At 37.9% G+C, this 24,013-nt stretch carries 18 protein-coding genes; 9 read left to right on the top strand and 9 right to left on the bottom strand.

The annotated features are described in order from the left end of the window. Positions 1-79 precede the first annotated feature (79 nt). Together F938_RS15745 and soxR are read right to left on the bottom strand one after the other, a co-directional pair. A complete protein-coding gene (locus F938_RS15745) occupies positions 80-328 on the bottom strand; it encodes a hypothetical protein (RefSeq protein ID WP_005033311.1) in 249 nt (82 codons plus the stop codon). 190 nt (positions 329-518) lie between these two features. Then, positions 519-986: a redox-sensitive transcriptional activator SoxR gene (gene soxR / locus F938_RS15750; RefSeq protein ID WP_005033313.1), complete on the bottom strand. Its 468-nt coding sequence runs from the start codon at positions 984-986 to the stop codon at positions 519-521. Positions 987-1,307: 321 nt separating this feature from the next. On the opposite strand from soxR, the gene F938_RS15755 reads away from it, so the two are divergent. The 3 genes from F938_RS15755 to F938_RS15765 are packed head-to-tail and all read left to right on the top strand — an operon-like array spanning position 1,308 to position 5,926. Then, positions 1,308-1,736 carry a DoxX family protein gene (locus F938_RS15755; RefSeq protein WP_005033315.1) on the top strand — a complete coding sequence of 143 codons (429 nt, stop codon included), beginning with the start codon at positions 1,308-1,310 and terminating at the stop codon, positions 1,734-1,736. Then, positions 1,733-2,833, top strand: coding sequence for an efflux RND transporter periplasmic adaptor subunit (locus F938_RS15760; RefSeq protein ID WP_005033316.1), 1,101 nt, complete (start codon positions 1,733-1,735; stop codon positions 2,831-2,833). Before F938_RS15755 ends, F938_RS15760 begins: the two co-directional genes overlap by 4 nt. A gap of 12 nt (positions 2,834-2,845) precedes the next feature. After that, on the top strand, positions 2,846-5,926 hold the full coding sequence (locus F938_RS15765) for a MexW/MexI family multidrug efflux RND transporter permease subunit (protein ID WP_005033318.1): 3,081 nt from the start codon (positions 2,846-2,848) through the stop codon (positions 5,924-5,926). Positions 5,927-6,272: 346 nt separating this feature from the next. On the opposite strand, the gene F938_RS15770 is transcribed toward F938_RS15765, so the two are convergent. The 4 genes from F938_RS15770 to F938_RS15785 all read right to left on the bottom strand — a co-directional run bounded on the left by F938_RS15770 (position 6,273) and on the right by F938_RS15785 (position 9,944). Continuing rightward, on the bottom strand, positions 6,273-7,025 hold the full coding sequence (locus tag F938_RS15770) for a PA1136 family autoinducer-binding transcriptional regulator (protein ID WP_005033321.1): 753 nt from the start codon (positions 7,023-7,025) through the stop codon (positions 6,273-6,275). 109 nt (positions 7,026-7,134) lie between these two features. After that, positions 7,135-8,004 (bottom strand): glyoxalase III HchA, encoded by an 870-nt coding sequence (gene hchA / locus F938_RS15775; RefSeq protein ID WP_005033323.1) that lies wholly within the window; start codon positions 8,002-8,004, stop codon positions 7,135-7,137. Between the two features lie 397 nt (positions 8,005-8,401). After that, positions 8,402-9,262 carry a Vmh family MBL fold metallo-hydrolase gene (locus tag F938_RS15780; protein ID WP_005033326.1) on the bottom strand — a complete coding sequence of 287 codons (861 nt, stop codon included), beginning with the start codon at positions 9,260-9,262 and terminating at the stop codon, positions 8,402-8,404. Positions 9,263-9,266: 4 nt separating this feature from the next. Further along, complete coding sequence (locus F938_RS15785) at positions 9,267-9,944, bottom strand: DsbA family protein (RefSeq protein ID WP_005033328.1); 678 nt, start codon at positions 9,942-9,944, stop codon at positions 9,267-9,269. 134 nt (positions 9,945-10,078) lie between these two features. Here F938_RS15785 and F938_RS15790 point away from each other — a divergent pair, with 134 nt between their 5' ends. After that, the gene (locus F938_RS15790) at positions 10,079-10,420 is read left to right on the top strand and encodes a winged helix-turn-helix transcriptional regulator (protein ID WP_005033331.1); all 342 of its coding nucleotides are present in this window, start codon (positions 10,079-10,081) and stop codon (positions 10,418-10,420) included. A 286-nt stretch (positions 10,421-10,706) separates the two neighbouring features. Here the strand turns inward: F938_RS15790 and pobA are convergent, their stop codons facing one another. Further along, positions 10,707-11,921, bottom strand: a complete 1,215-nt coding sequence (gene pobA, locus F938_RS15795; protein ID WP_005033332.1) for a 4-hydroxybenzoate 3-monooxygenase — start codon at positions 11,919-11,921, stop codon at positions 10,707-10,709. A gap of 133 nt (positions 11,922-12,054) precedes the next feature. On the opposite strand from pobA, the gene F938_RS15800 reads away from it, so the two are divergent. From F938_RS15800 to F938_RS15820, 5 genes are all read left to right on the top strand, one after another. Continuing rightward, positions 12,055-12,864 carry an IclR family transcriptional regulator domain-containing protein gene (locus F938_RS15800; RefSeq protein WP_005033333.1) on the top strand — a complete coding sequence of 270 codons (810 nt, stop codon included), beginning with the start codon at positions 12,055-12,057 and terminating at the stop codon, positions 12,862-12,864. Positions 12,865-13,155: 291 nt separating this feature from the next. Next, positions 13,156-15,366, top strand: a complete 2,211-nt coding sequence (locus tag F938_RS15805) for a TonB-dependent siderophore receptor (RefSeq protein WP_005033334.1) — start codon at positions 13,156-13,158, stop codon at positions 15,364-15,366. Between the two features lie 165 nt (positions 15,367-15,531). Next, a complete protein-coding gene (locus F938_RS15810) occupies positions 15,532-16,593 on the top strand; it encodes an alpha/beta hydrolase (protein ID WP_005033336.1) in 1,062 nt (353 codons plus the stop codon). 855 nt (positions 16,594-17,448) lie between these two features. Further along, positions 17,449-19,134, top strand: coding sequence for an aspartate-alanine antiporter (aspT, locus tag F938_RS15815; protein ID WP_005033337.1), 1,686 nt, complete (start codon positions 17,449-17,451; stop codon positions 19,132-19,134). Between the two features lie 54 nt (positions 19,135-19,188). Beyond that, positions 19,189-20,790 carry a bifunctional aspartate transaminase/aspartate 4-decarboxylase gene (locus tag F938_RS15820; protein WP_005033338.1) on the top strand — a complete coding sequence of 534 codons (1,602 nt, stop codon included), beginning with the start codon at positions 19,189-19,191 and terminating at the stop codon, positions 20,788-20,790. Positions 20,791-20,933: 143 nt separating this feature from the next. Here F938_RS15820 and F938_RS15825 read toward each other — a convergent pair whose 3' ends face one another. Next, positions 20,934-21,395, bottom strand: a complete 462-nt coding sequence (locus F938_RS15825; RefSeq protein WP_005033339.1) for a hypothetical protein — start codon at positions 21,393-21,395, stop codon at positions 20,934-20,936. Positions 21,396-21,648: 253 nt separating this feature from the next. After that, positions 21,649-23,709, bottom strand: coding sequence for a choline transporter (locus F938_RS15830; protein WP_005033340.1), 2,061 nt, complete (start codon positions 23,707-23,709; stop codon positions 21,649-21,651). Between the last annotated feature and the right edge of the window lie 304 nt (positions 23,710-24,013).

Consider the following 24,013-nt stretch of genomic DNA (forward strand, 5'->3'; position numbering starts at 1 on the left):
GTGCCATAAAATACTCCATATATTGATGTTTATAACATCATTTGAGGAGCAGAATATCACTTATAGGAGTTGTTCAAATTTACGGATCCATCTCTGAGCGTATGGTATAAATACGTGAAATTGGTCGCGAATTTACACTTTGCTCTACATCAATCCGTACCGCTAAATTGGCAGTACTCCACAATTCAATTTGATCCGTTTCAATTTTCCCACGTAGTCGTATGATTGAATCAAAGGGTTGAGTGAGTGAGGTAATCGTCATTTCGTGATGTTGCATCCCACTCATATGATCTTCTTTTTCTAGTAATTCAACGTTTTGAGTTTTCATAATCTATTACCTTTGGCTCTATTTTATCAATTCGTTATCTAAATTAGCTGTGTTGAAGTACCAGCTTTTTTAACCGATGTCTAAAACAATACCATAATAAATAATGATTATCATTTACAAAATCATAGAAAAGGCAAATTTCCCCCTTTAATAATACGTGAAAAATCTTTCTTTAAATTCAAATAGAATATTATGGTTCAACACGCTCTAAAATACGTGGACCAGAACCCTCTTGCCCCAGTACATCTTCTGGATTTCGCAGAGGACATTGTTTTAACGACAAACAACCACAACCAATACACCAATCCATCTCATCTCTTAAGCGTGTCAGTTTTTGAATTCGTTCATCTAAATCTTTACGCCAACGTGACGACAGTTCAGACCATTGCTCCGCACTTAATTTGCTGCCAATTGGATAAACACTCAATGCCGTTTTTATCTCCTCCAAAGAAATTCCCACTTTCTGTGCAACTTTAATAATTCCGATATAACGTAAAACAATTGCTGGAAAACGACGTTGATTACCATTGGTTCGAATGCTTTTGATTAAACCCTTAGATTCATAAAAATGTAAGGTTGACACAGCCACACCACTGCGTTTGGCAACTTCACCCACCGTCATCATTCGATCAAAATCAATTTTTATGTCTTTTTCCATTGCAATATTCCTCAACATTACTTGAGGTTTTATAGGTTAAGTCGCTTGATTTGTCAATTGATCTACTCACAATCATCCTCAAGCTTTCAAGAAGTTTTTGGTGTTTAAGACCACAGCTTTAGTCTACAAATTTAGCTCAAAACATCGAGATCGAACTATTCTTAAGCAACCTAGAGCAGCTCAATTTTATACTGAAAAAACCGTTGACCTCAATATAACTTGAGGTTTTAGACTGCTTGACACGGTGGTAAACAACACCAACAAGCTATTCTTTTTTAAGAATTTTAATCATTCAGTCTAATTTCTTCTGGAAATATTCTTATGCCTTATTTGGTTAAATTAAGTTTAGAAAGCCAGTGGCTGTGGGTCATTGTCAAATGTAGCCTCGCCTTTTTATTTTTAAGTTCGGGGCTGGGTAAAGTGATAGATGTTGAAGCTGGATATATGGAAATGCAGGCAGCAGGTTTAACACCTGTATGGTTTTTCAATTATGCTTCCGCACTGATTTTACTGGTTGGTGCTTACTGCATTTTATTTGAACGGCACATGTGGCTAGGTTCGTTGTTGCTTTCTATCTTTTTGCTCCTGACCATTTTTATCGTACATACTTTTTGGACAATGTCAGGGCTACAAGCCACAATTGCGTTTTACTTTGCGATTGAACATATTGCTGTGATCGGTGGGCTTTGGAGTATTACCATTGCCAGCCATTTTCGCCAGCAACTCCGTAGTCATGGAGTCATTGCATGAAAAGTAAAACACTGATTTTCACAATGAGCATGATTGTACTGTTAATCGGCTGCGGCAGTTATTTTTATATCAGCTCTAGTAAAGCAACTGAATCACCCTCCTCCCAATATCCACTTGTTAAAGTTGCCCTGAGTACCGTCACTGAACAAACGGTGCCACAAACACTTTCCAGTATTGGTGAATTGGAAGCAATTCGACAAGTTCAAGTCTCTTCTGAAAGTAGAGGAATGATTGAGAAAATTTATTTCCAATCAGGACAGTATGTACAGCAAGGACAGTTATTGGTACAACTCAAAAGTAATGTTGAACAAAGCGAATTAGGTCGTTTACAAGCCAAACTGAAACAGGCAGAAATGACCTATAAACGCAGCCAACTGCTCATCGATAGCCATGCGATTTCACGTGCGGAAATGGATAGTGCCTTGGCTGATCGAGATATGACACGTGCTGAAATACAACAACTTCAAGCCACAATTAAACAAAAATCCATTCGAGCACCATTTGCCGGTGTGATGGGCATCCGCCAAATACATCAAGGTCAATTTTTAGAAGCTGGAACAGGCATTGCCAATCTGGTCGATTCACAACAAATGCTGGCAAATTTCACACTGGATGAACAACTGGCATCAAAACTCAAATTGGGACAATCTGTACAGCTAAAAATTGATGCATATCCTGAAAAAACCTACACCGCGATTGTTAATGCTATCGAGCCCATCGTGAGTAAGTCTCGAACCATTTCAGGACAAGCGATTGTGAATAATCAAGATCGCCAACTCAGACCCGGAATGTACGCTAAATTAAGCATTCAAGAAGCTCAACGCTCAAGTTTGGTTATCCCTGAAACCGCAATCACCTATACCGCTTATGGCAATACTGTTTTTGTTGCCAAACATGACGCTCAAAAAATTACCGTACAACGCGTTACTGTCGAGGTGGGTGAACGCCAACAAGGACGTGTTGAAATCAAATCTGGGTTAAAAGCAGGTGATCAAGTTGTAGTTTCTGGGCAGTTAAAATTAAGTGATGGTATGCAAATTGAGCCTACGCTGAATACGCTCGAACACCTCACATCTTCAGTAAAACCTGAAGTTTAAGAGGGTCATGCCATGAAGTTTACCGATCTTTTTGTTAAACGCCCTGTACTTGCGTTGGTGGTAAGTACCTTAATTTTATTGGCAGGCTTATTTGCCTTAAATAAACTGCCGATCCGTCAATATCCACAACTTGAAAGCTCAACCATTAGTATCAGTACCGAATACCCCGGCGCATCTGCTGAACTACTACAAGGTTTTGTTACTCAACCGATTGCACAAGCCGTCTCTTCAGTTGAAGGGATTGATTATTTGAGCTCATCTACTGTCCAAGGGCGCAGTGTCATTACGCTTAGAATGCAATTGAACCGAGACTCGACTCAGGCATTAACCGAGATTATGGCTAAAGTGAATCAGGTTCGCTATAAACTGCCACAACAGGCTTTTGATCCTGTGATTGAACGTTCCTCAGGTGAATCAACGGATGTTGCTTATATTGGATTTTCCACAGAACAATTGTCATTGCCAGAGTTAAGTGATTATTTGTCCAGAGTTGTCGAGCCAATGCTCTCCACCATTGAGGGTGTTGCCAAAGTACAATCTTATGGCAGTCAACGTTTAGCCATGCGAATTTGGTTGGATGCAGATCGTCTAGCAAGTCGAGGGGTTACGGCTGCTGATGTTGCCAACGCCATTCGCCAAAATAATTATCAAGCTGCGCCAGGACAGGTTAAAGGTGAGTTGGTGATTTCCAATGTCAATGTCTCCACCAACCTCATCAGTATTCAAGATTTTAAAAATCTGGTGATTCAAAATAACGGACAGAATTTAATTCGACTTCAAGATGTCGCTACAGTTGAGTTAGGTGCAGCATCGACAGAAACCAGTGCATCTATGGATGGAAAGCCTGCGATATTTATCGGATTACAAGCCACGCCAACAGGAAATCCATTGGTCATTGTTCAAGGCATTAAAGACAAACTACCTGAAATTCAAAAGACCTTGCCTCCGGGTGTCAAAGTCAATTTGGCCTACGAAACAGCACGCTTTATCGATGCATCGATTGATGAAGTTTTACACACTTTTATCGAGGCACTGTTGATTGTCATTGCAGTGATCTATTTATGTTTAGGCTCTTTGCGTAGTGTATTGATTCCAGTGATTACTATACCTTTGTCCATGTTTGGTGCATTGGGACTGATGTTGCTTTGTGGCTTTAGCATTAACTTGTTGACTCTTTTGGCGATGGTCCTTGCGATTGGGCTGGTGGTGGATGATGCAATTGTGGTGGTGGAAAATGTCCATCGTCATATCGAAGAAGGCTTATCTCCAATAGCGGCTGCGATGATTGGTGCTCGAGAAGTTGTAGGTCCAGTGATTGCAATGACCATGACCCTTGCAGCAGTCTATGCGCCTATTGGTTTAATGGGAGGGCTCACAGGTTCTTTATTTAAAGAGTTTGCATTTACACTGGCTGGCGCTGTTTTAGTTTCAGGCATCATCGCCCTCACCTTATCCCCAGTCATGAGTTCATTTCTGCTTCAATCTAAACAGCAAGAAGGAAAAATGGCAAAGGCAGCTGAATGGTTTTTTGAACAGTTAACGCAAACCTATCGAAAAATATTGGATTTTTCATTGCATCACCGTTGGATCACTGTACTTTTTGCCATCGGTGTTTTTGCCAGTCTCCCCTTACTCTATCAATTGCCACAAAAAGAATTGGCGCCTCTTGAAGATCAAGCTAGTGTACTGACAGCCATTAAAGCGCCACAACATGCCAACCTAAAGTATGCTGAACATTTTAATCTTGAACTGGATAAAATCTTTTGGCGCTTTCCTGAAACCAGTACGACATGGATTATTAATGGGACTGATGGACCCGCTTCTAGTTTTGGTGGAACCACACTTTCCTCGTGGAATGAACGCACTCGCTCTGCTGATGAAATTCAACAAGGTCTACAAAGTCAGGTCGGCAGTGTTGAAGGTACCAGTATATTCGTGTTTCAAAACCCATCGCTACCCGGCTCTACTGGAGGCTTACCGGTACAGATGGTATTAAGGACTTCGCAAGACTATTCTACGCTTTACCAAACCATGCAGAACATCAAACAGAAAGCGCGTGACAGTGGGCTTTTCGTGGTGGTCGATAGTGATCTAGATTTTAATAATCCCATGACACGGATAGAGGTTGATCAATCCAAAGCCAATAGCTTAGGGATACGTATGCAAGATATTGGCGAAGCACTGGCAACATTAGTCGGTGAAAATTATGTCAATCGTTTCAGTATGCAAGGACGTGCTTATGATGTAATACCACAAAGTATTGGTCAGCAGCGCTTGACATCACAAGCATTAACCCAACAATTTGTCCGTACAGATCAAGGCTCACTGATCCCACTTTCGACTGTAGTACATTTGAGTGAACAGGTCGAACCGAATAAACTCACTCAGTTTAATCAGCAAAACTCAGCAACTTTTCAGGCAATTCCTGCTCCGGGTGTATCTTTAGGTCAAGCTTTGGCTTTTCTTGAACAGGTCGCTGTGGAATTGCCAACAGGTTTTAGTTATGACTGGCAAGCAGATGCACGTCAGTATATGCAAGAAGGCAACAGTTTAATGTTTGCATTTTTAGCGGCATTGATCGTCATTTATCTGGTGCTGGCTGCTCAATATGAAAGCCTGATGGATCCTTTTATTATTCTGATCACTGTACCTCTTTCGATTTGTGGTGCGCTGATTCCTTTGGCGTTTGGGCTTGCAACTGTCAATATCTATACCCAAATTGGTTTAGTCACACTGATTGGTTTGATCAGTAAACATGGTATTTTGATGGTTGAATTTGCCAATGAACTGCAAGTTCATGAAGGTTTAAATCGGCGAGAAGCCATTCTAAAAGCAGCTCAAATTCGTTTACGTCCGATTCTCATGACCACTGCGGCAATGGTGTTTGGTCTGATCCCTCTACTGTTCGCCACTGGTGCTGGCGCACATAGCCGTTTTGGCTTAGGGCTGGTGATTGTATGTGGCATGCTGATTGGAACATTCTTCACCCTATTTGTTTTGCCAACCATATACAGCCTGCTCGCACGTCGGCATAACCAAGATGCTGAGTCTGGTCGTTTTAAAGCACTTAAACAATTTGAAACTGTGGAATAATGGAATTTGAGTCAGTACTGAATTAACAAACGATTCAATTCGTATGATTTAATCAGTCAAATAGATACCTTAAAATCATTCATGATTTACTAGTGAATAATTGAATAGTGAATGATTCAGGTATGCAAAAAACTGGTGTTAAATAAGCGTTCACTGTTGTGGCTTTACAAATGGCTTGGGATGGCGACTTTTGTCGCCTCCCAATTCATCACAGCACGATCACGATCTAGTGAGAAGTCTAAAAGACATACGCTAATTTTTTTCAGTAAAAGTATCAATCGGAATTCAGCTTTATCAGAGTTGAATGACCCACGCTTGATTTAATCAATCCCCCTCAGCGACGTCTCTATATTTCAATTTCTTTGCTGACCATTGCTGAAGCTATCGCTTGTGTTGTGGACTTTACCCCCAAACGCTTACGAACATTTCTTAAATGATTTTCTACTGTTCGCTCTGAAATTTTTAAGATTTCCGCGATTTCAATCTGTTTATGTCCGATTGCAGCCCATTTCAGCACTTCTTTTTCTCGTTGGGTCAATTTACGCTGCTGTACCGAAGTATCAGGTCGATAGGATAAAATTTTTCGGAATGCAAACTGACATATCATTTGAACCATTAATTTAAAATCATCACTGACATCAGAGAGGTTTCCAGCAAAGGAAAAAGCACCTTCTAAACCAGTTCGACCAAAAATAGGGACTTGTATTCCGCTGAGCTCATCTTGATACAACGTATTTTTAATAACTCGATAGCTTTCTTTTCCGGTTTTTTTATTTAAAGTCTTTGTCCAAAAAAAGGGTTCATCATATTCAAAAATATGACGAGTGATGGGGCAACGACGTAAATAGATTTCACGCTCATCAATATTTTCAACATTCGACCAAGGTCCTGAAACAAAGAAAATTTCATCCACCCATTCACTTTGATTGTGAGGGAAAACACTACAAACAATAATACGATCAAAATTTAATGTTGCTGCAAAACTCACCAGAATCTGAAAAACCTGTTGCAGGTAATGCGCCTGATTCAATTGATACACTGTCTGAAACAATAGATCAGCCAATTGATGTGGTGCAAATCGTAGCGCTTTATTTGTCAATTTTAATCTCTTGGTTAAAAATCAGCATTAAATTTGTATTTATTATAAACTTTTCAATTAAATTTTTAGCATCGAAAGTAGTCTCTGCAGAGACTACTTTCCTCAAAGTTTAAACCAATTCAGGATCAGCCAGTAAAGTTTCAGCCGCTAATTTACCCAAATTATTTGAAGCTAAAGGACTATCCCCAGTCAGTAGTTTACGGTCTTTATGTACTTGCCCCGTGATACCTTTATTGAGAATTTTTACCCCCAATTTTTCTAGGTTTTCACCCACCAACCACGGTAAAGCACCCGGCATATAACCAATTTCAATATTTGCACCTTGATCTAAAGAATCTGGAAAAACACAAATCTCATAATCTTTAAAAATATAGTTTTCAGGCTTTTCATCTACAGCGGCAGCAAGTAATGATGCCGGACCATGACATAAGGTAATTACATACTTATCATGTTTTACCGCCCACGCTAGTAATTGTTTTACCGCTTTACTTTCTGGAATTTTTGCTAAAACACCATGCCCACCCGGGATAAATATACCAGCATAAGGCGAATTTTCACTGATCGCCTCAGTAAGAATATCGTCAAGCTGCAATGGATTTTTAAGTTTTTCAGCATACTTGTGATAAGTATCTAAAACAGCTTTATCCTCATTTGGCATTGCCCACATTTCAAGTTTGACAGGATTACCCGAAAGTGTAGCCACCTCCACTTCAAAACCAGCAGCATCAAAATGAAATACAGGAAGAAGCATTTCTACAGGATGATTCCCTGTTGAAAAAAACTTTCCATTTTGCATCAAGATATAACGCTCATCCGTTGCAATCATCAGTATTTTTTTATTGCCTGTATACGGTGTCGGATAAGTTGTCCCATCGTAATCAGTTTTTGAAGATGTATATTGACTTAAAGAGTATGGGGATGGGAAAAAAGCATTATCTTCAGCTAAATCTGGGGTTGGCAGTTTACTTAATTCAGTCATGTTACGCTCCAAAAAATCTTTTTGTGGTTAGGCTTAGGAACTAGAGTATATTCTTGAGTAAAACACGTTTTGAATGAGGGAAAACCCCTAGACATACAAATTTAAAACACAAATATGCAGTACATTTAAATCAGATATCATTCAGTGAAAATAGGTATCTGATTCATCTGATGAAATATGACAAACATGATTCAATTAAAAATGTAATTCTGTAGTTATATTTGATTTTTAATATTTAATTGAATAATTTAGACTCGCAGCATTTTTTTCTTTTATTCTTTTTGATCATAATAAGTAGCTACAAAACCAGAAACTTAACCTAAATAAATAGATTAAGTTTCAAGCGCATATCGTATCAATCATAGATCATTTTTACATGATCAAAACAAGGATTAAATTATTTCCATTCCATTTCGCCTGTGAGCACTTTAGAACTCAACTCCAAAGAACTTTCTTCAGCTAAATTTGGATATTTTTCCTTTAATGCAGCGATAACTGATGCAGAATCTTTATGATCCTTTAAAACTTTATCGACATCCACAAGATATTGGTAAGTGAAATCAATGACTTGTGTTGCCTTTGGAATATCACCGATATAATGCCCAGGAATAACAGCACTTGGGCTTAAACGCTTCATTTGTTTCAGTGTTTTCTTCCAAGCATCTCGTTGTTTTTCACTTTGTGTATCTGCTGTCCACAAATGAATTCCAGAAGATACCCCTACCCCACCAAGAATGGTACGGTTATGTGGTACCCAAAGATAAGATGCATATTTGCCAGGTGATTTAATTTCAATTTTTTCACCTTCTAATTCAATTGATTTTGCTTCAGTGGCATTCGGAACAATCACTTGAGTGGGTGCAGCATCTTTTAAAATCGGTCCCCAATAGGCGAATTTACCAACTTTTGTGGCTTCAATATGCTTAACCACTTCTGGCGTAGCGATCACTTTAGCATTTGGAAAAGCTTGAACCAAAGGTTCTAAACCAAAGTAATAATCTGGATCACCTGCGGTAATCACAATATATTGAAGATTTTTACCACTGTCTTGAATCAACTTGACCAAGTTTTTAGCATCATGCGTGCTAAATTGTGCATCAACTAATATTGCATCCTTCTCCCCCGAGATTAGAGTCGAAGTCACAGGAAAAATACCCTGAGTTTGAGGGTTATACACTTTATAGGTAAGTTCTGTCGCAAATGCTGAGGCGCTCAAAGCAACTGAACTGACTAGAATAGATTTTAAAAATAATTTCATTGCCTTATCTCTCTTTAGAATTAAATGAAGTTTTAAGTAATTGTTGCTCTACAAAACGTACCAAATCCTGTGGTTTATTATAAAAACCATGAATAGGAAGCTGACCAATCTCCGCATGTTGGTTTTCAAAAACCACTGTAGGAAAACCTTGTCCTCGTACACGTGATAACAGTTGACGTGTTTGATCTATGTGTTGATCTAGCTGATTTTGATCCACAGCTTCTAAGTATTTTGACCACTGTTCAGGGCTAATACCCAGTTCAGCAACGAGCTGAGCAAGCACACTATATTGTGTGACATTTAAGCCTTTCAGATAGTAAGCTTGTTGTATTAAATTTAATAACACCATCATCGAATCATGACCCAGCGCCTGCTTGATACTTAACAATGCATGTGTTGCAGGAATTGAGTTCATCTTCAAGGTGCTGTCTTTGAGCAAGCCATTTTTATAATCGTCACCAAAGTTTACGCCAGTGAGTTGATGGATTTGCTCATCATAATGAATAATTTGTGCACGCATTGCAGCCGTCATTTGTGGTTGATGATCTTCACTATATAAACCACCAAGATGTAAGCGTTGAAGATTTGGAAAACCTTCCTCAATTGCATTTATCAAAGGCAATGCACCATAACTCCAGCCACAAATCGGATCAATAATCCAGTGCAGAATCGGAGACGCCATAAACTTCCTCTTAGAAATAGATAGACTTTCGAAATATGCAAAACACATTTCAGCTGATATTTGTTATAGTAAAGAAGACAATTACTTTTTGTAAGTACTTACAAAAAAGTAAGTGACTTGATCTTGGAAAATCTATGAAAACTGACACGTCCTGTTTAGCTGCAAATGTTTTATCAAAAAATTGCCCGTCTCGAATGCAACTAATGCATTTAACTAATCGTTGGGGCGTACTGGTGATGTTTTGTTTGAGAAGAGGCACGCATCGTTTCAGTGAATTGAGACGTAGAATTGATGGTATCAGCGAAAAAATGCTGACCCAAACTTTACGTGATTTAGAAAATGATGGTTTTGTTGTGCGTAAAGAATTTCCTGTCATTCCACCGCATGTTGAATACTCATTATCTGAAAATAAAGGCATTGAAGTCGCTGAAAAAATTTATGACTTGGTGCATTGGATTGAGCAAAATAGCAATTAAGTTGCTTGCAGAATGATCCTAACGATCCTACCACGAGGATCGTTGATTCAAAATTATAAATTAATTTTAACAGCCGTGTTTTTCCCCATGGTTAAACGTGGCGAGATGACACACTTAACGTTCACATTCTTTAAGATCTCACATTCGATTTGAGGTCGAACATAAATTCATTTGCAAAATATAAGATTATTTTTTTGTGAAGCAAACAAACGCGCTTAAATTACACAGAAATTATGACGGCTTAATAGATCAACACGTTTAATACTACAGTGCAAATCAATTAGCATTAATCCATAGATTTCGCAGCATTAAAACTTTTAATTTCATAAGGTAAACCGACATAGTTTTCTGCCAATGTGGTTAATCCAGCATTTGAATCTAAAATATAACTCAATTCAGCCTGTTTAATTTTATGATCAAACTCGCTTTCTGTTTCAAAACGATGCAGTAAATGCGTCATCCACCATGAAAAACGTTCCGCTTTCCATACTCGCTTCAAGCATTTTTCAGAATATTCTTCAATGCCTTTCTCCGAGTCATTGTGATAAAAATCAATCAAAGCATGTGATAAATAAGCAATATCAGAGGCTGCTAAATTTAAACCTTTTGCACCTGTAGGAGGTACTATATGCGCGGCATCACCTGCCAAAAATAATTTTCCAAATCGCATTGGCTCTGTCACAAAACTACGTAAAGGTGCAATACTTTTTTCAAGGGAAGCCCCTGTTACTATTTTTTCACGGCTTTCTTCATCCAAACGATTTTTTAATTCATTCCAAAATCTTTCATCCGACCATTCATCAACATGATCTGTCACAGGGACTTGCAAATAATATCGACTCCGTGTTTGAGAGCGCATACTACATAAAGCAAAGCCCCGTTCTGACTGCACATAGATCAACTCATTTGATACAGGGGGTACATCTGCAAGTACACCTAACCAACCGAATGGGTAAATCTTTTCAAAAGTTTTGATTTTATCTTGAGGCACACTTGCACGACAAACCCCATGATAGCCATCACATCCTGCAATAAAATCACATCTAAGCTGGTACGATTGACCATTATGCTGAAAGCTAACATACGGGTTTTGCTCAAAATCATGAATTTGTACATGCTCAGCTTCATAGTAAGTAGGTAAACCTGCCGCTTCACGAGCATGCATTAAATCTTTTGTGACTTCCGTTTGTCCGTAAACCGTAACTTGCTTCCCCTGAGTTAATTTAGCTAAATCGACACGATGCTTTAAGCCATTGGTTAAAATTTCAATACCATCATGTGGCAGTCCAAGCTTTTTTAAGTTCTTGTCCACACCCGCTTGGGCTAATAAATCTACAGAGACCTGTTCAAGTATGCCTGCTCGAATGCGTGCAGCTACATATTCAGCACTACGTTGTTCAATAATCACATGGGAGATACCTGCTTTAAACAACAGTTGTCCAAGCAATAACCCTGCTGGTCCTGAGCCAATAATCGCAACTTGTGTGGTTAAATTTTCCATAATATTTTCTCCATATCCTGACACTTAAATTAATTTCTTTGCTGTACTTTTGATATGGTGAAAACTGGATAATCACCGTATAGTGGTAACAATGACCGTATATCGGTCAAATAGAATCGAGTAAGGATGAACGATGAGATACGATTTAATCGAAAATAAAATTTCAGGTGAAACCATTAAGCAAGACGACTACATCGCTGGACTTGCCAAAGGACTGAGTTTACTTGAAGCTTTTGGTATTGATCGTCAAAAACTCAATTCGACTCAAGTTGCTGAACGTACTGGATTAAGCCGCACAGCAGCTCGAAGATATTTAAGAACTTTAAAATATTTAGGTTATTTAGAAAGTGATGATCATTATTTCTGGTTAACACACAAAGTATTACGCTTATCGAGCTCTTATCTGAGTTCTGCTCATCTGCCTAAAGTTGTACAACCAATTTTAAATTTATTGAGTGCACAAACAGGTTTGACTTTTTCATTGGTGGTTTTAGATGAACACGAAGTTGTGCCAATTGCACGAAGTTATTTACCCCAACAAGATAATCTACGCGTAAGTCCGTACGGCATGCATTTGGGTAATCGCTTACCTGCTCATGCAACTTCAACAGGTAAGGTTTTACTGGCAGCACTGCGTCCAGAAGAGCAAAAACAATGGCTGAACAAATATGGTTTAAAAAGACTTACTGCTTATACCATCCAAGATGAAACTCAGTTTTATCAAATATTGAATCAAGTACAAAAACAAGATTATTGTTTATCAAAAGAAGAGCATGAATTCGGTGTTATTGCGATTGCCGTTCCTGTTTTAAATGGTCAAGGTGATGCGGTCGCAGCGCTAAACTGTATTGCAGAAACTCATCGGGTTACGGATGAACAACTGCTTCAGCAAATTTTGCCTTTACTGAGAAATACAGCTTATGAATTAAGATGTATGATTTAAAATCATGCTTATATTTTAGCCTAATCTGTATCATTATCCCTGCTCAATTGAATGAGATTGCTTCATATTCACCAAGCTTCGCCCGATTAAGCAATTCTCCATTTAATGGAAGAATATATTAATAATAAGCACTATTAACTGTTCGATCTTATTTGAAAAATATTGAGGCTCAATGACTTACCTCAATTAAATAAATTAAAAATTTAAAAAGAGCATAAATCTTTGTTGATTTTTACCCTTATTTTAAATGATAATAATTATCACTAACATCTTTATAAAAAATTTATTCCAATGAAACTTTCAACACTAAGCTTATCTGTACGTCATGTTCTTTTCAGCTCTCTCACCTTGATCAGTTGTACCGCAATCGCAGAAGACTTCTCAACACAATTGCCAACAATCGAAGTAAAAGCTGATACAGAAAAAAACACGGGATATACTGAAAGAAAATCTCGAGCAGCAACGAAGCTTGATCTGACCTTAAAAGAAACGCCACAATCCGTAACGGTGATGACCAGCCAACATATCGAAGATCAAAATTTAAATACCGTTGAAGAAGTTTTATCACAAACACCTGGCATTTATGTACAACGCTATGGTGCACAAGGTGCAGTTGGGAATGGTGGAGAATACACTTTCTATTATGCGCGGGGAAATCAAATCTTGAACTATCAGGTAGATGGTGTAATGACCTCTCCTGCAACCAGTGGCAAAAATGGTTCATCTCTCAGCAATTTAAATCCCATTATTTATGAAAATATTACCGTACTCAAAGGTGCTGCTGGACTCACCAATGGTGCAGGTTATCCAAGTGCCAGTATTAATCTCAATCGTAAACATGCAACCAGTACTACACCAACAGGTCAGATTCAACTCAATGTAGGATCAGATCAAGCGATTCGCTCAACGTTTGATGCGCAAAGTGCCTTAACATCGTCAGGAGAGGTCCGTGGACGAGTCGTCGCTGCTTATGGTCAAAGCAATTCATGGCGTGATTGGGGAGATCAACGTGATGCCACACTTTATGCAGTAGTTGATGCAGATCTCAGCGAAAAAACGCAGTTCAGTGTTGGTTCTCTACTCAGTCGCTCTCGTCTCAATGGACAAGGTGTACACGGGATTACTGTATTTGGTGATGATGGCACATTGATGCCGTTCAATCGTGAATTTAACCCCAATGCACGTTGGGCTTATAGCAATGTGGATACACTCAATTTATTTACTGAGTTAAAACATGAATTCAACAATCGTTGGAAAATTCAAGCCAATTATAATTATACCAAACAAGACATTAATGCTTTATATGGTGTCATTGGTGTTGCCCAAGTCGACTACACCAAAATGACTGCATCACTTGCAGCATCACAAAATGATTTCAGCCCAGAAGAACATAGCTTAGATCTTTCAGTCACTGGCGACTACTCTCTTTTGGGACGTGAACATGAATTAATGCTTGGTGCAAGTTATCAAAATCTAAAGAGTAATAACAATGCTTATGCAGGATATAGTAGTAAAGATACGATTAACTTAAACACATGGAATGGGCAAATTGCTCTCCCGCCAGAAGCTCGCATTGCGACTGGTGTAAGTAATAAAGACTATCAGCAAAGTGGCTACTATCTTGCAACTCGACTTAATCCGATTGATTCCTTACATATTATTGTGGGTGGGCGTTTGTCCAATTATGATTTAAAAACCCATTCTACAAATACAGTTAGAAATACAGTTTCAGATTCTAAAATCAAAGAATCCAATCAATTTACACCTTATGCAGGGATTACTTTTGATATCTCCTCATATCTTACTGCTTATGCGAGTTATACCAATATTTTCTTACCGCAAACCAACCGTGATTATGCATACAATATGTTAGCCCCACAGCAAGGTGACAATTATGAAGGTGGGTTTAAAGCAAGTTTTTATGATGACCGATTAAATATGAGTGCCGCTTATTTTCAAGCAAAAATGGATAATGTTGCTGAATCTGCTGGAAAATATAGTGATACAGATCAAGCTGTCATCAATGGATGGACAACAGCGGGATCAACTTATTATCACGGCGTCAAAGGTGCAAAAACGCAAGGTTTTGAACTTGAAATTTCAGGGCAAATTTTACCTGAATGGAATATTCAAGCAGGCTATACCCAAGCTGAAACGAAAGATAAAAATGGTCAACGTATCAATACCGATCGCCCTACACAACAATTTAAATTATTCACCACCTACAACTTACCCGTGATGGAAAATAAATTAACCGTTGGTGCAGGTGTAAATTGGCAAAATGAATTTTATGATAAAAGTAAAACAGGTCTAAATTATGAAGCTTTTCGTCAAAAATCCTTTGGCTTAGTTGATGTAATGGCTCGTTATGCAATCAACAAAGATCTTAATCTTGGACTAAATGTCAGTAATTTAACTGATGAAAAATACCGTCTAAATACGTGGGCAAATACTTATGGCGATCCACGACGTTATACCGCATCAATTCAATATAAATTTTAAAAATGAATTTGATTTAAAACGTCATTAAAGCACCATGCATGGGTCCAGTCCCATCATGGTCAATACTCTAAGTATTGATTTACATATAATACCTGCTGCTGATTGAGCAAGTGTTTACTTTTTAAATTGGTGTGATGACATCACAAATATAGAATGGATCTTTCTATGATCAAGAAAACTTTTCTCTACTTGGCTTTGGGCGTATTGTCTATGCAAATCTCAATACCAAGTTTTGCGGATAGCAGCATCAAAATTGGAGAAACACACAACTTCGTGTCCACTGTATTAAATGAAAAAAGAGCAATTCAGGTCTATCTACCAGCCAGCTATAATCAATATCCCAATCAAAAATACCCTGTTGTATACCTTTTAGACAGTGAAAGTAACTTCCATTATGTGACAGGGATTATTGAAAAATTATCTAAGTCTCCTTATCCCTCAATACCTGAAATGGTGGTTATCGGCATAGTCAATACAGATCGAGCACGTGACTTAACACCTACACCGCAAAAGCCTCAAATTAAAGAAGGACGGCTGATCGAAGGTAAAACTGGTGGAAATCTTGCTTTCTTTAATTTTTTAGAAACAGAGCTTATGCCTGACGTAGAAAAAAAATATCGTACTAATGGCTTAAATGTATTGATTGGTCATTCTTTTGGAGGAATCACTGCACTGAATCATATGCTCAACGGTCACAAAAATATTCAAGCTTATATTGTGCATGATCCCAGTATTTGGTGGGATGATGAAATCATGCTCAAGCGTTTTAAGGAAGTAAAGCACAAAGATTTTCAACATAAAAAACTATTCTTAACACAAGTCGGCAGCAGTGAAAATACCGCCAGTTTGGACAGCCATTACAATGGTATTCAAAAATTCAATCAATATTTAACTCAACAACCCTTTGCACATTTGAACTATAAATATATCCAATATGAAGGTGAAGATCACGGCACTGTACCATTGAAAGGTAACCTTGACGGTTTGCGTTATATTTTTGAAGGTATGCAGATCAATATTAAATCAATTCCTGAAAATCCAGATCTGGTCAAACAGCATTACACTCAACTCAGTCAAAATTTAGGCTTTGAATTACAACCGAGTGAAGTTTATTTAAATGCCGTTTTTGACTATTTAAAACGCTCAAATAATCCTAAAGTAACACAACAGTTTCAGCGCTATATTCTGTCGATTTACCCACAATGGCAATCCAAAAGCACATCCTAAAAGCTAGTTTTTCCTCATAGTATATGGCTGTCATTTTTATTCAATATAGGGTGGTATTTAGACCTCTACTACCACTCTGTCATTGCTTAAGTTGCTTATCTCTATAATTCAAAATTAATTAATTTTTATTAAATAAATCAGACTATTGTGAATTCACTTCACCCCAAGATTATTAATTAAAACGATATATCCATCATTTTATTCAGATCAGTATGCTTATCATAATTTAAACCTCTTACCATTCACTTTTTAAAATATACGATTCCACAAAAACAAAAATAAAATCACAAATTATTATTTTTACCTTATTAAAATCACAAATTATTCATATAATGACTACAATTTATAATTCCACGATTAAAATAAGTCATACGCATTACTACTAAATAAAAAAAATTGAAATATTCATATATTGGCTATAATTTACCTACGGATACACATTAGCAACAGCATTAAGACAAAAAATAAAACATAAATAAATTACCTAAATTTTCATATACTTAACAAAAATAAAAAGATAATAAAACTGCTTTAAAAGCAACAAAAAACTATTAAATTATTATAATAATTTTTTTAATTTAATTTAATTATTTAAATTTACTTATTAAAGATAGCCTCTAAATAATAAATTATTAGACAATTAAAACTGTAATCAATCATAAGAATGCAATCCCTTAAGAATAATTTTATATTCGCTGTATATTTAAATTCAACAAAAAATGATGATGAAATAATTTAAATATAAACCTAAAAATTTACAGCGCTTTAACTAAATAGTATTTTCATTGAAGGCAAAAATTTAAATATCTTATTTCATTATCAAATATAGATTAAATAATAAAGGTGGGCCGTAAAATGATTGAATGGCTACAAGGCGAGTTAAAACATAGTCCAGAAATCCTATTATTCTTATCTTTAGCAATAGGTTTTTGGATCGGTCAATTTCAATTCGGTAAGTTTCAATTTGGGGGGGTTGCAGGATCATTGCTTGTCGCAGTAATTCTGAGCTTGATTGGTGTTCCCATAGACAATGGCGTAAAAGCCATTCTTTTTGCTCTATTTATTTATGCAGTTGGCTTTGAAAGTGGTCCACAGTTTTTTAAATCACTCGGTCCACAATCGATTAAAGAAATTCTGTTAGCGATCTTTATGGCAGTATGTGGTCTGATCACTGTTTTAGCAATGGCAAAAATCTTTAATCTGGATAAAGGTTTAGCCGCTGGGCTTGCAGCAGGTGGAATGACTCAATCCGCAATCATCGGTACAGCAGGAGATGCAATTTCTCGTTTAGATTTACCACTTGCAGAAATCCAAAAGCTCCAAGCCAATGTTGCGATTGGATATGCTGTAACTTATATTTTTGGCTCATTGGGTGCCATTATTGTCTGTGTAAATCTTCTACCAAAATTCATGGGTCGAGAAATACATGATGATGCGTTGAAGGCACAAGCAGAACAGTTAAAAGGTGCTTTTGAACTTGCACCAGGTCAAGAACTGGCAATGCCTGAAATTGTTGGACGAATCTACAAAGTCAAACAAGCCGCGGGACAAACTATTGCAGAACTTGAAACCATTGCCCCAAGTGTGACCATTGAACGATTGAAACGTAAAGATCAGTTTATTGATGTTAGCCCTGACATCAGCTTACAAAAAGATGATGTTGTGCTCGTAGTGGGTCGACGAGCAAGTATTGTTTCCATCTCTGCGTCTATCGGATCTGAATTACAGTCCTCACAAGGCATGGAAATGATCATGGATACGACCGATGTTATTTTGAGAAATTCAAAATATGCCAACCGCACACTTGGTGATATTAAGACCAATACGCCAGATTATTTAAAACATGGCATTTATGTCCTTGCGATTAAACGTAACAGTGAAGCTCAAAGGTTGAGTGATGATACTGTACTTCACCAAGGTGATGTCGTGACTGTCTATGGAACAAAAAGTGATCTTGATCGTTTAGTCAAAGAAGCAGGAAAAGCCTTACCTGAGAGTTTAAAAACAGATTGGATTTTTCACGGTGCTGGCTTAGTCGTTGGTTTGGTCATTGGTTTATTTGTTATCCGAATTGGGGATGTACCTTTAACGCTTGGCGCAGGTGGTGGTGCTCTGCTTTCAGGTCTACTCTTCGGTTGGCTTCGTAGCCGAAATCAAGTGCATGGCAACATGCCCTTAGCCGCTTCACAACTACTTAAAGATCTCGGTCTTGCTGGTTTTGTTGCTGCTGTTGGACTGCAATCAGGGCTACAGGCTATTCAAACCATTAAAGAAAGTGGCTTATCGCTCTTTATGATTGGGGTTGTGGTTACCCTAGTCCCACTTATTCTTTCCATGCTCTTTGCCCGTTATGTCCTTCGTTATGACAATGTCGCCGTAATGGCAGGAGCATTAACAGGCTCACGAAGTGCCAATCCTGCTTTTGGTGGCGTACTAGACAAAGCTGGAAATTCGATTCCAACTGTTCCATTTGCAATTACCTATGCACTCGCAAATGTATTTTTGACCCTGCTCGGCCCACTGATTGTTGGTTTAGCATAAATAAATTTATAAATCCCAAACACATTGATATCAATATAATGAAGGAGACTTCCCATGGGGAACGTTGATTATTCAAAATACGCAAAACTCAGCCCATTTGAACTTAAAGATGAATTGATTGCTTTGGCGCAAAGCCATACTGACCGTATGATGCTCAATGCTGGACGAGGCAATCCCAATTTTCTCGCAACCATTCCACGTCGTGCCTTTTTCCAATTGGGTCTATTTTCAGCCACTGAATCAGAATTTTCTTTTTCCTATATGCCAGAAGGGCTTGGTGGATTTCCCCGTGCAGAAGGATTGCAATCACGCTTTGACCATTTCGTTTTAGAAAATCGCGACAAACCTGGTGTTGTTTTTCTTGGGAAAGCGATTTCTTATGTGCGTGATCAATTAGGACTAGATCCAGATGCTTTTTTACTTGAAATGGTCGAAGGTATTCTCGGCTGTAATTATCCAGTTCCTGATCGAATGCTCAAAGTCAGTGAAAAAATTATCAAAGAATACGTTTTACGTGAAATGGGCGTACAAGGTATGCCTAAAGAGGAACTCGATTTATTTGCAGTTGAAGGTGGGACGGCTGCAATGGCTTATATCTTTAACTCATTAAAAGAAAATAAGATTATTTCACATGGTGATCGTATTGCCATAGGTTCTCCTATCTTTACCCCTTATCTTGAAATTCCCAAACTTAACGATTATCAACTTGAAGAGGTGTTGATCGAGGCTGATCCAAATCTAGGTTGGCAATACCCTGAATCAGAGTTAAGAAAATTAGAAGATCCATCAATCAAAGCCTTTTTCTTGGTCAATCCAAGTAACCCACCTTCGGTTAAAATGAGTGATGAAGGCTTAGCGATTTTGGCTGATATTGTCAAAAAACGCCCTGATCTGATTATCTTAACTGATGACGTTTATGGAACATTTGCTGATAATTTTAAATCTTTGTTTGCGATTTGTCCTGACAATACCATTCTGGTTTATTCTTTCTCTAAATATTTTGGCGCGACAGGTTGGCGTTTGGGTGTCATTGCCTTGAGTAATCATAATATTTTAGATAAAAAAATTGCGGCACTTTCTAAAAAAGACAAGAAAGAACTCGAAGAACGTTACTCATCCCTCACCACAGATCCATCTAGTATTAAGTTTATTGACCGTCTGGTCGCAGATAGTCGAAACGTCGCATTGAATCATACAGCTGGTTTATCCACACCTCAACAAGTACAAATGGTCCTGTTTGCATTATTCAATATGATGGACTCTCGTCAAAGTTATAAAAAAGCAGTGAAATCTGTGGTAAGAGAACGTGATGCTGCCCTTTATAGACAGCTTGGCGTTGAAGTTCCACAAGATCCAAACGCTGTTGATTACTATACCTTGGTCAATTTAGAAAATACCTCAAGAAAACTATATGGTGATGCGTTTGCTGATTGGGTGATGAAAAATAAGAATCCAACAGAATTACTTTTCCGAGTTGCTGATGAAACAGGTGTAGTACTGCTTCCGGGTTCAGGTTTTGGTGTTCAACACCCGTCTGCACGTGCCTCGCTTGCCAATTTAAATGAGTTCCAATACGCTGCGATCGGAGCTTCATTACGCAAATTTGCTGAGGAGGCATATGAAGAATATAAAAAAATCAGCAAAAAGAATAAATAAGCATGGATAGCTTAAGTATTCGTTATAAAAGAAAAAGATCGCATGAATGCGATCTTTTTTGTTTATCAATGATATGAATTGAATAGCCACATATCACTTTATTGATCTGTTGCTATCAAATCTACAAATTAAATCAAACAGCATTAATTTTGCACTTTACATTTTATTGCCTTTACTGGAGTAATATTACTCGCTGAAACTAATTGAGTTGAATCAAAACCTTCAGTTTCCTCTATAAATAAATGATAGTCTTTAATTTGAATCGTTGCCTGTCCTTCATATTGGCAATAACCTTTTTTAATATTGTCTGGTAACTTAAAAGTCTTTTTTGCTGCATCAAAGTTGCTAAAGCAAAACCATACATCTCGTGTGTCACCTTTTGGACGTGGTATCAGTGCAGCCGAGGTTTTATTGGGTTCAAAGCAAATATCATCCCCCATATAATCCACATATTCAGGGTCTAAATTACGTGAAAATTTTCCTGTTAAAGTAGCTTGTCCCTGATAATTTTTAAAACCAGACTCGGTGTTTGTGTATTTGAAGCTTTGTGCTTGTGCAAATACTGGCAATACCGCTAAGGCAATCAGTAAAATTTTGTTCAACATGCTAATTTCCATTTTATAAAGTGCTAAATTTGCTGTAATTTTACCCAATCTTAACAAATAAAAGAACCACTTAGCTGTCTATTGCATTAGTCTTTTTCTCAACGGCTTAGCTTATTCTACTCATTGAGCTCTCACAACGATTTTTAGACTTTCGCCAAAACCCATGTATTGAAAATGGATTTTAACTTAGACGCTTACTGAACTCCCCCCTTAAGTAGAACATACTTAATCGAGGGAGTTTTATATCAAAACATTAGTCTTGTGAGTCAGGATACAAAGGACGATTTCCGGGGCTAATTCGATTGATATGTAAAAAGGTCATATGACGTTCGTACTTATCTAAAATATCATTAATCACCTGCTCTTTGGTGTATCCGACCAAGTCATTGTCCTGCGAACCTTCGTACAAGAAAGTTTCTAAACGATAGTAATATTGCATACCGCGTTTACCACGCTCACTAAAGGTCGGTGTGATATAACGCACAGGCCAGATCTGATAAATAAAATTAAACTCTTCTTCGATGTAGATGGTTAAATCAAGATGATACAAGGTATCACTATCTTCGACCTCTCCTTGCGTTACTTCGATACTCATGCCACGTTTAACCAACTCATCTGCAACCGTCTGAACCGCAGGTTTACACACGCTATCGAGCATACTCAGTGTTTCACGACTACCAGGATGAAACATGACACGAGACAAACGTTGCTTCCAGTTTAGAATATCAACATTCCCTACTACAGGTGCTGCATTTGGACTACGACTCGCTTTACGATAATCTTCCAAGCGCAAGGATTTATACAAACCTGCCATCACTAACAACATGACAAAACTGAAGGGTAATCCCATAATGACTGTTGCACTTTGCAAGGCGGTGATTCCGTTCGCCATAAGCATGGCTACCGTCAGTAAGCCAATTGCAGTAGCCCAGAAGATACGCAACCAACGTGGGGCATCATGATCAACACTAGAAAATTTGGTCGTGAAGTTCCCGAGTACCAAAGCGCCTGAATCTGCTGAAGTAACGTAGAAAAGTAAACCTGTAATGGTGGCAATACTGGCAATAAAGGCAAAGCCTGGATACTGAGCAAGTAAGTCATAAAAGCCATGTGCAGGATTGGTTAATACGGTTTGTGCCAGTGTGCTATTACCATCAAAGATCACACTATGTAAGGCACTATTACCGAAAATAGACAACCATGTGATAGTGAACAACAGAGGAATGATCAAAGTTCCACAAACGAATTCACGGATTGTACGACCGCGAGAAATCCTCGCCAGAAATAATCCGACAAATGGAGACCAAGCTACCCACCATGCCCAGAAGAACAAGGTCCAGCTATTCATCCAGTCTTTTGGTCGATCAAAGGCAAAACTTTCTAAAGCTAAACTCGGGAAGCGACTAATATAATCACCAAAGTTTTGTACCAGTGCATTGAGCAGAAATTCGGTATTCCCAAGGAACAATACGAACAGCATCAAGCCAATTGCGGCATAGATATTAATTTCAGACAAAACCTTGATGCCTTTATTTACACCAGCGGTGACTGAAATAATAGTCACAATCACAGCAACTAAAATCAGCGCAATCTGAATCCAGAGATTCTCTGGGATATCCAACAGCACATGAAGACCATAATTAATCTGAACTACTGCAATACCACAGGTGGTAGCAATACCAAAGATCGTTCCGATCACAGCAGCAATATCAACCGTATGCCCAATAGGACCATCAATTTTTTTACCAAAGATTGGATATAGTGCAGAACGAATCGTTAATGGCAAATTATAGCGGTAACTAAAATATCCCAATGCCATCCCCACCAAGGCGTACATCCCCCACCCTGTTAAGCCATAGTGGAATAATGTCCAAACCATGCCCTGACGTGCAGCTTCATAAGTCTGTCCTTCACCTATGGGTGGATTCATATAATGCGATAACGGTTCTGCAACCGAGAAGAACATTAAGTCGGTCCCAATTCCAGCAGCGAACAGCATCGCAGACCAACTTAATAGACTAAACTCAGGTTTCGAATGCTTTGGACCAAGTTTGATATCGCCATAACGTGAGAAAGCGATAAAAATCACAAAGACTAAGTACAATGTTGCAGCTAATAAATAGTACCAGCTGAATTTGTCACTGACCCACGCCAACACGACATTCAATAAATGATTAGCAAAGTCGTTAAATAAAATCGTAACAAGTGCAAATGTTAAAATAAGTAGAGCTGAAATATAAAAGACCACACGATTTAAATGGTCTTTATTTGCTAATGCAGCATCATCAACTGCTCTTGGATTATCTGTTGCCATACAATCCTCAGGAAGTTAGAGAAGAAAAAGAAAATATTCATCTACATCTTTCCATCGCTTAATCAATGAAAATAAATATCTGAATAGAAAATGAAAAACAAAAGTTATTTACCCAATTTAAAATGTTTCTGATTTTTCAGTGATGTAATGATGTGATAATTGAGTTAACTTCGTGATCACTCGCATTGCTAAAGGATTAAATTGATTCTGTTTGAGTGCATTGGCTAATGCCAAACACAAAACAGCAAAATAATGATGGAGAATAATAAACCAAAGCGCATCACCGCATTTTGTAAGCCGAAGC

This window comes from Acinetobacter bereziniae LMG 1003 = CIP 70.12, assembly GCF_000368925.1.
GTDB classification, from domain to species: Bacteria; Pseudomonadota; Gammaproteobacteria; order Pseudomonadales; family Moraxellaceae; genus Acinetobacter; species Acinetobacter bereziniae.

Coding starts and splice junctions, on each gene's coding strand:
- F938_RS15800 (WP_005033333.1), top strand. CDS start 12,055: ATGAGATACGATTTAATCGAAAATAAAATTTCAGGTGAAACCATTAAG.
- F938_RS15760 (WP_005033316.1), top strand. CDS start 1,733: ATGAAAAGTAAAACACTGATTTTCACAATGAGCATGATTGTACTGTTA.
- F938_RS15790 (WP_005033331.1), top strand. CDS start 10,079: ATGAAAACTGACACGTCCTGTTTAGCTGCAAATGTTTTATCAAAAAAT.
- F938_RS15810 (WP_005033336.1), top strand. CDS start 15,532: ATGATCAAGAAAACTTTTCTCTACTTGGCTTTGGGCGTATTGTCTATG.
- F938_RS15755 (WP_005033315.1), top strand. CDS start 1,308: ATGCCTTATTTGGTTAAATTAAGTTTAGAAAGCCAGTGGCTGTGGGTC.
- F938_RS15785 (WP_005033328.1), bottom strand. CDS start 9,944: ATGGCGTCTCCGATTCTGCACTGGATTATTGATCCGATTTGTGGCTGG.
- soxR (WP_005033313.1), bottom strand. CDS start 986: ATGGAAAAAGACATAAAAATTGATTTTGATCGAATGATGACGGTGGGT.
- F938_RS15765 (WP_005033318.1), top strand. CDS start 2,846: ATGAAGTTTACCGATCTTTTTGTTAAACGCCCTGTACTTGCGTTGGTG.
- F938_RS15745 (WP_005033311.1), bottom strand. CDS start 328: ATGAAAACTCAAAACGTTGAATTACTAGAAAAAGAAGATCATATGAGT.
- aspT (WP_005033337.1), top strand. CDS start 17,449: ATGATTGAATGGCTACAAGGCGAGTTAAAACATAGTCCAGAAATCCTA.
- hchA (WP_005033323.1), bottom strand. CDS start 8,004: ATGACTGAATTAAGTAAACTGCCAACCCCAGATTTAGCTGAAGATAAT.
- F938_RS15780 (WP_005033326.1), bottom strand. CDS start 9,262: ATGAAATTATTTTTAAAATCTATTCTAGTCAGTTCAGTTGCTTTGAGC.
- F938_RS15825 (WP_005033339.1), bottom strand. CDS start 21,395: ATGTTGAACAAAATTTTACTGATTGCCTTAGCGGTATTGCCAGTATTT.
- pobA (WP_005033332.1), bottom strand. CDS start 11,921: ATGGAAAATTTAACCACACAAGTTGCGATTATTGGCTCAGGACCAGCA.
- F938_RS15805 (WP_005033334.1), top strand. CDS start 13,156: ATGAAACTTTCAACACTAAGCTTATCTGTACGTCATGTTCTTTTCAGC.
- F938_RS15820 (WP_005033338.1), top strand. CDS start 19,189: ATGGGGAACGTTGATTATTCAAAATACGCAAAACTCAGCCCATTTGAA.
- F938_RS15830 (WP_005033340.1), bottom strand. CDS start 23,709: ATGGCAACAGATAATCCAAGAGCAGTTGATGATGCTGCATTAGCAAAT.